Raw genomic sequence first — 12,404 nt, 5'->3', positions numbered from 1 at the left:
AAATAGGGGAATAAATATTTTTGCTATATGTCAAGCAGTTCTGGGGCATCTGGGTTTTTGCCGTCCATAAGAGCTCTTAGCCGTAAGTCTGCTTTGTGCGTTGCAATTATCTCGCCTAATGCTGTGATAGGATCTTTAGTAGGCGACCAATCATGTCCTACCGGCAATATAGACGGAATCCGGTTTAGTGTGGGGTTATTGTTGCCTAAAAGCCGCATCGGCGCCTCTATCACAGCCCGCCAATGCGGAGTACTGACGCTCACACTCATGGGTAATTCAAGATCTGCAGAATTCTTGCTAAACACGCCCGAATCTATTATCTCCCTATACTGCGATTCACAAGTTGGACGCGGATTACCTCCATTGTGGCGCGGTATAGCAGCGGCATTCAATAATGTAGCGTTTGTGCCGTTCTTGAGATGGTAGATGGTCATAACGGAATCACGCAGAGGAACACCCGCGTCAATTAATTCTTGCGCCGGTTGATCGGTTGACGTTGCGGGAATATCCTCGGATCCGTTTTTCCAATCTATCAAGTCATAGAGCATCGCTTCCAGTGCCAGTTTACCGATAATATACTCGGTAGCAAATGCCTCATCCCAATTGTTAAACTCGGGATCAACAGGCTTCTTTATCTCGTCTCGCCAATGCGGCATACCGAGCAGTTTGTCCATATCAAAATGTTCATTGCCTATCTGACGAGAAACGGTAGAGATAATAGTTTCAGGATTTAACTCGTCCGGCGCCCCCGGCCAACGTCGGCGTTGACCAACTAAAAGGTGTGCGTTGTGGATGCGCCCGCTCGCTGGGTCGTCACCATAGGCGGCCTGCATACGAGCAATTATTTCTTCCGGACCGCTACCCAGTATCAGGCTGTGTCCAATTTCAATATCTGATGGCGTATACCGACCCTCGGTGAAACGAAGATCACCGTAATGGAGCTGCTTTATAAGTTCCCAGTATCTTTTGCTATTGTCTTGAGTAATAAGCACTTTACCTTGTGTACCTTCGGCTGTACCATGCTGAGTGCCCATCCAACGCCTCCACATGAACCTGCGAGTTTCTTCTGATAGCTCACCGCCCGATTCAACGTCATTCTGTGCTCGTCTAGCCTCTTCAGCGAAGGCTGAATTCTCTGAGTCAACAGCAATAGTGCCTAAGATTTCAGCGACAGTCTCTCGGTTTTGATCTAAGAATAGCTCCTTCGGCACCCAGGGCAACTTTTCTGCGATTTGGTTATCATTATCTCTCATAGTAACTCTATTTTAACATAATAATGTATTTAGTCAACCAACCCCCTACACCAACCCCTCAACCGCAACACTCCCCATACAAAAAGAGGCATCTTGGTTCGTCCTTTGTTAAAATTGGATCTGCGAAAACAACCTAATTTTAGCAGAAAGGTATTCCAAAATGCCTCAAAGAGAGTATACACAACTTTCAAGCGAAGAGCGAATTGTTATTGAAGCGCTGCTTAGAAGCTCAGCCAGGGTGCGCGAGATAGCTCGCATGCTAAACCGCAGTCCCTCAACCATCTCTCGGGAGCTCAGGCGAAACCAAAATTTTGCCAAAAAGACCAGAGTTAATAAACCTAAGGAGCTGGGACTAGACTCGAGACACTTTCGCGGTACCGCCAAAGTGCCAGTGATTCGCGAAAAGAAAGCTCGGCATAGAAGACGCCTGTGCCAATTCGAGAGAATAAACTACTTGGCTAAATCCGCCCAGCATAAGATGCTGGCTAGATGCAAGAAACAATCCCTGCTGCTCGGAGCTTTCTGGATACCAGCAAACCAGAGAGTTCGTTGAATCGCGCCTCAGGCTGCGTTGGTCTCCCGAGCAGATTGCTGGCAGGCTGCAGATAGAGATTAACAAAAGAGACAAATCTGCTAGCTTGTCTTACGTCTCGCCTAAAGCAATCTGCAAATACGCCAAGAAATACAACCTCCATAAACACCTGCGGCGCCGCGGCAAGAAATACAGATGCAGCCGTATACCTGCCGTACCTGCCGGCTGGATGTCTGCCGGCAAACGCAATATTGCAGCTAGACCCGGCGTAGTGGATGAACTCGGGCGCTTAGGCGACCTAGAGGGCGATACCATCTTCGGCAAAGATAGCCGAGACAGATTGCTAACTCACGTGGAGCGAAAGACGGGGTTAGTCTCAATTAGCCTAGTGTGCGGCTATGATGTACATAAGATACAAAAACAGACCATGCTTGATCTAGAAAGGCTCAGCAGGCACACCGGAGCCTTGCCAAAGACCATAACCTACGACAACGGCGTAGAATTTGCCGGTTGGAGACAAACCGAGAAAGACCTAGGAGCGGATATTTACTTCGCCAATCCCTACCATTCCTGGGAACGAGGCAGAAACGAAAACGCCAACGGGCTCATCCGCGACTTCTTCCCCAAAGGCACTGACTTCAAAAAACTAACTAACCGGGATATATTAAAAGTAGAATCCATGCTTAACAACCGACCAAGAAAACGATTCCAGTGGCTAACGCCACTGGAATACGCCGCGTCTTTGGGTGTTGCGGTTGAGGGGTGGGTTTAAGCCCCCCCTGAGCTATTTAAAGATCTATCAACTTATCCACGGTTTACGCTTGTTCCATGTTAGTTGACTGTACCCACTTGGAACATCCAAAGTAAAGCGCAGGTAAGTCATCGGGTCCTCGAATAGCTTGGGGCGGTTGGCTCTTGCCATCCATTCTTTGCAGAGTTCTTCTAGTTGGTGGGTTAGGATGCGTTGTCCGTAGAGTTTGCGCATGTGGCGCTTGGCTACGCTCCAAATTAGCTCAGCTTTGTTGGTATTAGCAAAGTCGCCTCTGCTGTGGTTGTGGCTTTCATGCTCGTAGCCTAGGAGCGGTAATTCGTCGTAACCGTACCATTTGTCGGTAATAATTAGGCTGCCTGGTTTTACGCTGTCTTGGATGAACTGTTCAAGCACATCTTGGCTTCGTCCGTCATGGAAGCCGCCGGTTATACGCAAGGCTAAGCGCCCGGTATCCTGCTCAATGGCGCCAGTAACTATGTAGGTAGCTTGTTTACTCTTGAGCTTTGAGAAGTAGCTTTCGTCGGCTTGGATTAAGCCTTCTAGCATTGTTGCAGCGTCTGGCAGGTTCTCTCGAAAGCGGGAGAACCATCTAGCTACAGTTGGATAACTAACGCCAGCAAACAGTATAGCTGCCTCAACACTTTTACGATTCTGCCAGCACCAGATTAGCTTGAATAGTTGTTTGGACGACAGCTTCATGCCATACAGCCAGGAACCATGCCAGGCAGTGGCTCTGAGCTTTTTGCGGCATATTTTGCACCAGAGATATCTTGAGAGGTAGTTTTCTTGCAGCTCGCACCCGCAGAGCGGGCACGACACCTCCTCCCCAAAGACAAGCTTGTTGATAAGCCTCCAGCACTTCTTATTGCTGGCAAAGTTTGGTATGTTAGACATACGGAGCGTCCTTTCTGTACTTAGTTGCTTTACATCTCTAAGTATATGGGATGTTCCGTTTTAGTTTAGAGTATCCACTTCGTACAATGTATTGACCTTATATACAAGATACCCTATTATAGATAGTAGCATGGAAGGGTGACTGAGTGGTTTAAGGTAAAATACCTTTTGGTGTTTGCGCATTTGTGCGCCGTACGTTCGAATCGTACCCCTTCCGCCACATTGAAAAACTTTATGCTTCCCCGTTACATAACGGGGAAGTTTTTATTACTGCTTGATTACCGTTACTTCGGCTCTGCTTGGATATCAAGCACAATTGCCTGCAAGAGTATTTGCACACCCAAAATAAATGGCACCACAGCGAGCATGACCGTTGCTGTTGACGGGCTTGCTGGTCCAATTGACTTAATTGTTATAAATAATCCCCAAACTATACCAAACAATGTCAGCAGTGTGCCGGTAATGAAGAAGAGACCCGTTGGCGTAAGATTAAAGAGAATATATTTGCGGAAAATACGCTCGAAAAAACCTTTAAACAATACCCATAGCGTACGCAGCGCTGTTCTGCCTAGCTTAATGGTAGATTTCTCATCTTTGTAGACAGGCGGGATAGATACATCAAGCCCGCGCGCGTTAACAATATTGAGCTGAATCCAAAAACTATTCTCGAACTCATAGCGATCGCCTAGTCGCGAGAAATCGAGTTTCTTCAAGGTGTCTGCCTTAATAGCATAATATCCGTTCAAGCTGTCATACATTGAATAATAGCCTGTTGAGAATTTGTTTATCATCGTTACAAAGATATTACCCCAATAACGATAGGTAGGCATTTTATTATAGACCGCCCTCTCTAAGAAGCGATTACCTTTTGCAAAATCACATTTATCTTCTACAACAGGATCAAGTAACCGAGGCATATATTGCGGTTCTGTCTGCCCATCACCGCTCATCGGCATAATGATATCCATACCCATCTCAACTAGTTTTTGATAAGCGAACTTAGCACCAGCACCATTGCCCATATTTTTCTCATTACGATGCAATACTATCCTTTTATCTTTTAAAAATCGCTTTACAACTTTTGATGTATCATCTTGGCTACAATCATCAACCACCAACACCTTATCAACAAAGTCAGGCATCGTCTTAAGCACAGCCGCTATCTGCTTTTCCTCATTATAGGCGGGAACAAATACACCAACTTTCAAATTTTTATACATTATTCCATCCCCTTACAGTCTCTTCTAACCCCTGTTCTACAGTATAGCACAGTTTATAACCAAGCTTATCTATGTCACTTGTAAAGTGATAGCCAAGCGCACCAGTGTTGTTTGAACTCACTCGTACAATACACGCATCGTCTGCCCCCGTTATTACTTGTAGAATAACAGCAATCTCACCAACAGTATGTTTAATTGGGTCGCTCACCATAAATACGCCAGAGGGTGCCTGTTTAGCAGCGTAAACGATGCTCGCTGCCGCATCCTTAACATAAAGAATGTCTCGCACCGTTGTACCATCGTTCATAAGCTGAATTGCTTTTCCATCCAAAAAAGAATTAATAAATTTACTTACAAAAGTACCATGTGGCTCACCTGGACCGTATAATTGTGGAAAACGTAGTATAGTGCAGGCTACATTATGGTACCGCACGATATGCTGCAGAACCTGTTCCACAAGCAGCTTACCAACACCATACATCGTAGGATCATCTTTGTAGATTTCTGCTGAGCCGCTACTTATATAGACTATCTTTTCTAAATTTGGCAAAAACTGCAAAAGATTACCAAGGCTCGAGAAATTTTCAGTAATATTCTGTGAGATATCCTGATAAAGCGCAACACGACCGTGCGATACGGCTGAAGCCATATGTACCAAGCATGTCACCTCTTCAAGAACAGCCTGGTGAGGCTTAAAATTCTCAAGATTTGTAATATCAAGAGCCAGACCGCGCATAGATGAAGACTCCCCGCACGGCTGGTGACGATAAGTATACAAGAGCTTATCTATCTCCGAATCATCAGCCAGCAGAGGTAACACATATCCCCCAAGAAACCCTGTGCCGCCAGTTACAAGTATATTCATTGCTTCGTAAACTTCCCTGTTGTTTGAAACTTCTCAATATCTTTTGGATTTATAAATGTTTCGCTCAAATAGCGAACAAAGTATTTATCTTCTAGCTCACTACTTGCGATCGTCTCATGCTCACCCCGTACAAAACTTTTGACCGCGAGTGCCACATTGTTAAATCCAAATTGAGCTCGCACGTATGTGGTACCAGAAAACAGGGGATTAATTTCAAAGATATATATTTTACCGTCAGCCTTGCGATATTGAAAGTTACACGGTCCTTTGATACCTAGCTTCACCGCGATACCGCTCAAGTAGCGTAGCGTTTTCTCATCATCTACACTATACCCCGCCACTGTCTCGCCCGCATGGAGCGCCCGCTTAAGAATAATGCCGCCCGCAACCGAGCCATTGTTATTGATAAACACCTCAGCAGTATATTCATTAAGTACGGTATTGTAGAACGTTTCCGTATCTTCATTCTCAATATATTGCTGCAGAACATATTCGTTACTTTTTGGAATTTCTGCAAGTTCCTCTTGAGCGCAAATGATTGATAGTCCTTTCGAGCCATACCCCATGACTGGTTTACGAATGAGAGGAAAACCATGTTCGTCTGCGAACTGTCGTGTAGCAGCTTCGTTATCTGTATAGATGCATGGAATAGCAGTAAAACCATTATCGTTCAGAAATTGCTGAGTCTTATACTTATCAAAGCAGACAGCAAGCACCTCTTGATCAGGCACAAGACAGACTACACCCATTGCCTCAATTTCTGCCTTATGCTGCGCTAAAAACGCTACTTCTTTCTCAACGCTCGCAAAAACAATCGACACGTTTTCTTTTGTAATAATTTCTTCAAGACGCGCCAAATACCCCTCTTCTGATGCAAACGGTACAATATACGCCACATCACATTGAAACGCGCCAGCATTGAAAAAATTTGCATCCGTGCCGATCACGCGTATATGCTCCTGCATATCGCGAAGCGATTTCATAATTCCGATTGATCGCGTACCGCCAATGCCAGTCACTAACACCGTTGTCATATCATTTCTCCTTATATCCCGTTAGCTCGTAAAACGTCACGCAAGGTATTTCATCATTATACGCTACGAACGTCTTTTCATGCCAACGCATTTCACGAGAGCCAAGTACGCTCCCTATATTAATGATATACGGCGTATCACTATCTAGCAAAAATGGCTTACGATATACTTGGCGATCATAGAACCAATACCCTTCTTTTTTGTATGCAATAAATGGGATATGTCCGTGGCCCAAAAAAGCAATTCTCGCAGATGTATGCGCCGCCTCATCTGCAACATCTTCTATATAGCGAATATGCCTCCATGGATTATCTGCAGAAAAACTACCATGCGTCGCCACCGCTTCTTCGCCGAGGTTTATACGTTGCGGTAGCCGTGCAAATTCTTTTACAAGCTGCGGTTCAGTGGCCGTCAACCAAGTTTTCGCCTGAGAAAGTTTTTGAGAAAGCCGCGGGTGGAAAGTTGCAATATCACACTTACCTGTAAAAATCGCTTCGTGATTACCGAGCACTACAGCATCACTTGCCTTTGCTACCTGCCGGTAGAACTTAATCGCTTCTTCTGGCATATGCGCATTAATAACATCGCCAAGACAAATTCGCCTATCAGCCGTCAAAAATGCCTGATGCCGGCTTAGCCGCCGCCAACCATCCCTATCGTTATGGATATCCGAATAGAGGGCATATATCACTTTTTACCGCCTCGTTGATAATTGCTGCACAGATTAAGCTTACCTCGAAATACGCCGTACATATACGCCAGCTCATTTTGTGCTAAGCTTTGATGCACCGGCAAGAATAACGCTTCATCTGGATAATAACGCCCGGTTTCTACACCAAACATTTCATACCGAGAAAATATATCTTCATATTCTGGCACCTTCACGATGTATGCACCAGGGTAAACTTTTTTGCCCAACGTGCCGATTTCAGTAAAGCCATCTCGCACAAACCACTCGGATAGCGTCTGCCAGTTTTTCCTGCGCTGCAAATTATACGACTCAAGACGCGGCAAATGTTCGACTAAAGCTTTTCGAACAATTTCACGCTTATAAAAATCAAGCAATTGGTAGTTTTGCCAATTATCTTCATCTGATACCTGAAGACCCACCAATACGCTGCCATATTGCACCGGTAGAATCTTTGGCAAACTATAAATCGCATAATCACCCACCGATCCAATACGCGTACCATCTGCTAATTCGCTTCCATACGACCATGCACAATCCTCAATCAACGGAATATTTTTTTCTTCACATCGTTTCTTTAGTTCACGTAGATTCTCATACGGTATGCCAAATTCATGAATCACTACAACCGCTTTTGTTGAGTCGTCAATTTCGCGAACCATTGTGCCGTGCTGCTTAATCGGAGTTCGTACACAACCGCTAATGTATTCGTTGCCCGCAAATGTTTTATAAACCGCAACAGAATCGCTCTTACCGATACCAAGATATTTTAGCACCACCTGAAGACAGCTAATCGCCCGTGGCAAAATAGTATACGTATCGCCAAAGTATTGCGCGATAATTTCATCAGCCTGCTTTGGCGTATCGTTATTAAAGCGTACAATATCTCGACCGGTAAACGGAGTTAAGCGAATGTCTGGTCGAATAAACGGAGGAGAGAATATAATAGGATAGCCATCAACCTTCCAATTTTTGAAAAAGTTATACAGCGTAGGGCGAAAACTCACGCCGACATCAATATACTGCCACCGCGTACCTACCAAATCCTCTACAGCATGCCACAAAAGCAATGCAGGTACATTATGTCGCTTTGCAAATTCATTGCCACCGAGGTTATGCATGTATAGCGTATTTGGCGTTGATGGTGTTAAGATTAGACCGCCAATCAACTCGCCATTAGCGTACGCAAGATACATCACTTCATCATCAGAGAGCTGAACTGGCAGAGTCTCATCATTTGGATCAAACCATATAGTCCGAAAGTTAGCAATGTCCTTTGCAGTACCGGTAACACGCCTAATGCCAATATCTTGTTTCTGCGCTTGCCTAATTTTATTACGAATTTTACGATTAATTCGCTCCCAAGAATATGATGGATCAATTTTTAGCAGCGACCCTTCATGTAGCACATCTTTTCCGTGATAATACTCCAGGCTATACTCATATTCATGAAATGAAGCAGTAAAACTTGATAGCTTCACTATTTACCTCCTTTTGCCTCAAATGGAGCAATCGATTCAAGGGCAATCTTCAGTGCCTCTCGAGCATCACGCGGGTCTACAATTGCCGCCGTTCGACCCATCGATTTTGCTATAAATGCTTTCAATTCAGCGGCTAGAGGCTCTTCGAAATCAACTTTAATAACTCGTTTTTCTGGCTCGCCCATTCGTCGAACGAAGTCGGTGAATCCGTCGCTTTCTTCCCCCTTCATATTATGCTTATAGTATACAAGTTCTTGAGTAATATAATTCGCCTCAAGATAGCCCATTGAACCGGTAAGCGCAATAGTACGAATTTTAACCGGCGTCAGCCAATTTGCCTGAATAAAACCAGACGCACGGCCATAGTCCATTAGTATTTCGGCCGAATCAATCTTTTTAGAGTGGTGAGTTCGTGATCCGTGGCTTGTAATAGATACAGGTTGTTTACCGAGTAGGTAGCTAACGAGATCAATGTCATGCACGGCAAGATCAATGATGACATCAGTTTTTGGCTCATTCATGGGGAAACTGCCTACCCGCTTACAGACCACCGAGGTTATTTCACCAATCGCTTTCTCATCAACCATCTGTTTTAATTTCTTCATGACAGGGTTAAAGCGTTCAATATGCCCAACCGTGAAGACGACTTTATACTTTTTTGCACAAGCAATCAGCTCGTCGGCCGCTTCCACCGATGAAGCAATCGGTTTCTCAAGCATACAGTGAATACCTCGGCTCATCACTTCGCGCGCAACTTCAAGGTGGAATGGTGTCGGTACAACAACCGATACCGCATCAGGATGAACCTCGTCAAGCATCTTCTTATAATCAGTAAAAAAGCTTGTACGGTATTCATCGGCAAGTGCTTTTGCTGCGGGGTTTACGTCAGCGATACCCACTAACTCAGCTTCCGGAAGCATGAAGTAATTCCGTACATGATTCTTACCCATGTTGCCCGTACCAATAACAGCAGTGCGTAGCTTTCCTTCTTTTTGTGGATTAGCCATTTGCAAGCACCTCCTTGACTGCTCTAGCAATAGTAGCGACGTCCTCGTCTGACACTTTCGGATGAACTGGCAGCGACACAACCCGAGCCGCCAAATCTTCTGCTATAGGGAAATCGCCAACTTTGTAACCAAGTTTTGCGATATGCGGATAGACATGCAATGGCTTTGGGTAATAAATCCCAGCGCCTACACCGCGCTCGCGCAAACCGGCAACGAACTCATCGCGCGAAACGTTCGCGTCATCAGTCAGCACAACCGTGTATTGGTGGTATACATGCGAACGATCCGGAGCAACGCTCGGCAGCTGAATCCCCTTTATGCCATTGAGTGCTTTATTCAACTCGCTCGCAACATGCTGGCGACGCACTGTAAAGTTATCAACTTTCTTCAGCTGCTCGACAGCAATTGCCGCATGTAAATCTGACATCCGGTAGTTATAGCCAAGCTCAGCGTATTCATACGGCGCGACCATACCATGCTGGCGGAACGAGCGAATTGCCGCAGCCTGCTCGTCGCTATTGGTTGTGACGATACCGCCTTCGCCGCACATAATATTTTTAGTAGCATACAGCGAAAAGCAGCCTAAATCACCGAGCGCACCTGCTTTTTTACTCTTATAATCAGCACCGATCGCCTGACAGGCGTCTTCTATAATCATCAAATTGTGCTTATCAGCAACCGCGCGTAATTCGTCCCACTCGCACGGTTGACCGTACAAATCAACTGGCACGATCGCCTTCGTTTTTGATGTCACCGCTGCTTCAATTTTTGTCACGTCAATGTTAAACGTCGCCGAATCAATATCAACCAATACCGGGCGAGCACCAAGCATCAAAATCGGGTTAATCGTCGCAATGAAGCTGTACGGTGTCGTAATAACTTCATCGCCCTCGCGCACGCCAGCCGCATACAGCGCAGAATGTATTGCAGCCGTACCGCTATTTACTGCGAGCGCATATTTTGTGCCGCAGTACTTTGCCCAATCTTCTTCCAACTGAGCAGTCTTTGGCCCCTGAGCCAACATCCCCGACTCAAGCACATCATTAACGGCTTTTATTTCCTCACTTTCTACAATTGGTGATGCGATTGATATCATTACTTACCCTCCTTGCTGTTTTCCGCTTACTATTATACCATGGCTAAAAGTAGCTATTGTCTGTTTATTGTAAGGTCTAAAAGTAGAGTAATACTTATAATCAAAAATACTAATATCAAGGTATCAGCTGGTTATGCACTCATGGCGTATAGAGATAATATCTACGTAACACTATATACACCGCTATTAGTAGTATACAAACCGAAGTAATTATTATATCTCTCCGCAGTTTACTATACTGATTCTTATTTACGGTAATATATCTAATTGGTATTGGCACAAGGGCAAGTAGAATTGGCAAGAAGTATCTACCTTGTACTCCATACAAAATTTCAAATTTCACTGGACTATAGAATACATATATCGCACCATTTACTATTGCAAAATAAAATATTATTAATAGAGAAAATACTATTATATGTATTTTTTTCAGTCTTTTCGTTTTATTATCATCTACCGATGATAATAAAAATGTAAAAGAAATATTTATAGCAGCCATAAAATACACCCAAATTGGCATTGTCGTGTCAGCAACCCCGAACACCCCTATTATGCCCTGGATAATAGAATCACCGTAATTAGTCGTATAAGTATTTAAAGCGATTTCCGGAATCTTCGTGGGAGCTCCTATTAAATATTTCGCCTGCTCTAAATAATTTGCCCCTTCCGCACCACCTACACGAACCTTACCATATAGCATTCGCCCCATTATCATAAACCCAATAACGGTCAATACGGAAAAAGCTAATATAATAAAAATCTTTTTACGATTTTTCTTAGATAACAGTATAAAGATATATGGTATAAATATATACAACAATGGTTTACTGATGCATAGCGCAAAAACTATAGCAGCTAATTTAATCCACTGTTTTTTATCAATACTCTTTTCGTAGTACAATCTAGAGGTGTACGCTATAAATAGCGCCAATATAGCAAACGATACACCATCTACAGATATGACAGATTGCTGAAAAACCAACATTGGTAACAACGAGACGACAATTAATACCAATTTGCGCCTAGGAATAAGGTAGATAGCGATTGAAATGATAGCGATTGAAATGATAGCTGTAAACAAACGTGCAAGATAGAATCCTACCATAGGAGGTCCATTCACCGCATCAATCAAACCTATCCCGAATACTGCAGGGAGATATCCTAGTATGCTATAGTTATGCGTATCTGTTGTATCATATTTACCGCACTCTTGCGGTTTATCAATTTTATCAAATAATTTTCTTTTGACATCACGTATATCATACTTCTTGTTTGTGTTACCTCTGATATCCGAGCCCCTAACCTCTAACATATCATTTATGGCTTCCTTGGGAGTGCAAGCACTTAATGTATTTCCTTGTTGCTTACCCAAGATAATATGTCCTTTCGCAAACTGGTAAGCCCTCATATAATGAGCCTCTTCATCCGGAGCTTGAAACGGCGGCGTCAGAAAGACAAAACTAACAGCAGCAATGATGGCGATAAATCCGTACAAATAATGAGGTTTTTTTAGTTTTTCAAACTTAGCAGAAAAGATATGAAGTTGTTTTTTCATAGACCGT

At 44.0% G+C, this 12,404-nt stretch carries 11 protein-coding genes, 1 tRNA gene and 1 pseudogene; 3 read left to right on the top strand and 10 right to left on the bottom strand.

The genetic code is table 11. From position 1 onward, the window contains the following. Positions 1-23: 23 nt before the first annotated feature. Entirely contained in the window at positions 24-1,253 is a 1,230-nt protein-coding gene (locus tag J5A52_00470; protein ID QUB37580.1) for a hypothetical protein, read from the bottom strand. A 160-nt stretch (positions 1,254-1,413) separates the two neighbouring features. On the opposite strand from J5A52_00470, the pseudogene J5A52_00465 reads away from it, so the two are divergent. Continuing rightward, positions 1,414-1,581: pseudogene (locus tag J5A52_00465) on the top strand (helix-turn-helix domain-containing protein). Between the two features lie 145 nt (positions 1,582-1,726). Beyond that, a complete protein-coding gene (locus J5A52_00460; protein QUB37975.1) occupies positions 1,727-2,557 on the top strand; it encodes an IS30 family transposase in 831 nt (276 codons plus the stop codon). Positions 2,558-2,584: 27 nt separating this feature from the next. On the opposite strand, the gene J5A52_00455 is transcribed toward J5A52_00460, so the two are convergent. Then, positions 2,585-3,451: an IS1595 family transposase gene (locus J5A52_00455; GenBank protein QUB37579.1), complete on the bottom strand. Its 867-nt coding sequence runs from the start codon at positions 3,449-3,451 to the stop codon at positions 2,585-2,587. A 132-nt stretch (positions 3,452-3,583) separates the two neighbouring features. Here J5A52_00455 and J5A52_00450 point away from each other — a divergent pair. Then, positions 3,584-3,671: transfer RNA gene (locus tag J5A52_00450), tRNA-OTHER, on the top strand. A gap of 64 nt (positions 3,672-3,735) precedes the next feature. On the opposite strand, the gene J5A52_00445 is transcribed toward J5A52_00450, so the two are convergent. The 8 genes from J5A52_00445 to J5A52_00410 all read right to left on the bottom strand — a co-directional run bounded on the left by J5A52_00445 (position 3,736) and on the right by J5A52_00410 (position 12,397). Next, positions 3,736-4,671, bottom strand: a complete 936-nt coding sequence (locus tag J5A52_00445) for a glycosyltransferase family 2 protein (protein ID QUB37578.1) — start codon at positions 4,669-4,671, stop codon at positions 3,736-3,738. Next, complete coding sequence (locus J5A52_00440) at positions 4,664-5,536, bottom strand: NAD(P)-dependent oxidoreductase (protein QUB37577.1); 873 nt, start codon at positions 5,534-5,536, stop codon at positions 4,664-4,666. Before J5A52_00440 ends, J5A52_00445 begins: the two co-directional genes overlap by 8 nt. After that, positions 5,533-6,570 carry an ATP-grasp domain-containing protein gene (locus tag J5A52_00435; protein QUB37576.1) on the bottom strand — a complete coding sequence of 346 codons (1,038 nt, stop codon included), beginning with the start codon at positions 6,568-6,570 and terminating at the stop codon, positions 5,533-5,535. Before J5A52_00435 ends, J5A52_00440 begins: the two co-directional genes overlap by 4 nt. Position 6,571: 1 nt before the next feature. Then, complete coding sequence (locus J5A52_00430) at positions 6,572-7,261, bottom strand: metallophosphoesterase (GenBank protein ID QUB37575.1); 690 nt, start codon at positions 7,259-7,261, stop codon at positions 6,572-6,574. Then, positions 7,258-8,739: a DegT/DnrJ/EryC1/StrS aminotransferase family protein gene (locus J5A52_00425; protein QUB37574.1), complete on the bottom strand. Its 1,482-nt coding sequence runs from the start codon at positions 8,737-8,739 to the stop codon at positions 7,258-7,260. Before J5A52_00425 ends, J5A52_00430 begins: the two co-directional genes overlap by 4 nt. Next, positions 8,739-9,746 carry a Gfo/Idh/MocA family oxidoreductase gene (locus J5A52_00420; protein QUB37573.1) on the bottom strand — a complete coding sequence of 336 codons (1,008 nt, stop codon included), beginning with the start codon at positions 9,744-9,746 and terminating at the stop codon, positions 8,739-8,741. Before J5A52_00420 ends, J5A52_00425 begins: the two co-directional genes overlap by 1 nt. Continuing rightward, positions 9,739-10,842 (bottom strand): DegT/DnrJ/EryC1/StrS family aminotransferase, encoded by a 1,104-nt coding sequence (locus tag J5A52_00415; GenBank protein QUB37572.1) that lies wholly within the window; start codon positions 10,840-10,842, stop codon positions 9,739-9,741. The genes J5A52_00420 and J5A52_00415 overlap by 8 nt, the downstream gene beginning before the upstream one ends. Before the next feature lie 139 nt (positions 10,843-10,981). Beyond that, positions 10,982-12,397, bottom strand: a complete 1,416-nt coding sequence (locus J5A52_00410; protein QUB37571.1) for a DUF2142 domain-containing protein — start codon at positions 12,395-12,397, stop codon at positions 10,982-10,984. Positions 12,398-12,404: the final 7 nt, after the last annotated feature.

It is taken from the genome of TM7 phylum sp. oral taxon 349, assembly GCA_018127705.1.
Classification (GTDB): Bacteria; Patescibacteriota; Saccharimonadia; order Saccharimonadales; family Saccharimonadaceae; genus Saccharimonas.
The sequence above is the reverse complement of the archived record's forward strand: the minus strand, read 5'-3'. Positions and strand labels throughout refer to the sequence as shown.

Bases quoted from the DNA above. Each gene is read 5' to 3' on its own strand.
- J5A52_00470 (QUB37580.1), bottom strand. From the start codon at position 1,253: ATGAGAGATAATGATAACCAAATCGCAGAAAAGTTGCCCTGGGTGCCG.
- J5A52_00455 (QUB37579.1), bottom strand. From the start codon at position 3,451: ATGTCTAACATACCAAACTTTGCCAGCAATAAGAAGTGCTGGAGGCTT.
- J5A52_00445 (QUB37578.1), bottom strand. From the start codon at position 4,671: ATGTATAAAAATTTGAAAGTTGGTGTATTTGTTCCCGCCTATAATGAG.
- J5A52_00440 (QUB37577.1), bottom strand. From the start codon at position 5,536: ATGAATATACTTGTAACTGGCGGCACAGGGTTTCTTGGGGGATATGTG.
- J5A52_00435 (QUB37576.1), bottom strand. From the start codon at position 6,570: ATGACAACGGTGTTAGTGACTGGCATTGGCGGTACGCGATCAATCGGA.
- J5A52_00420 (QUB37573.1), bottom strand. From the start codon at position 9,746: ATGGCTAATCCACAAAAAGAAGGAAAGCTACGCACTGCTGTTATTGGT.
- J5A52_00415 (QUB37572.1), bottom strand. From the start codon at position 10,842: ATGATATCAATCGCATCACCAATTGTAGAAAGTGAGGAAATAAAAGCC.
- J5A52_00410 (QUB37571.1), bottom strand. From the start codon at position 12,397: ATGAAAAAACAACTTCATATCTTTTCTGCTAAGTTTGAAAAACTAAAA.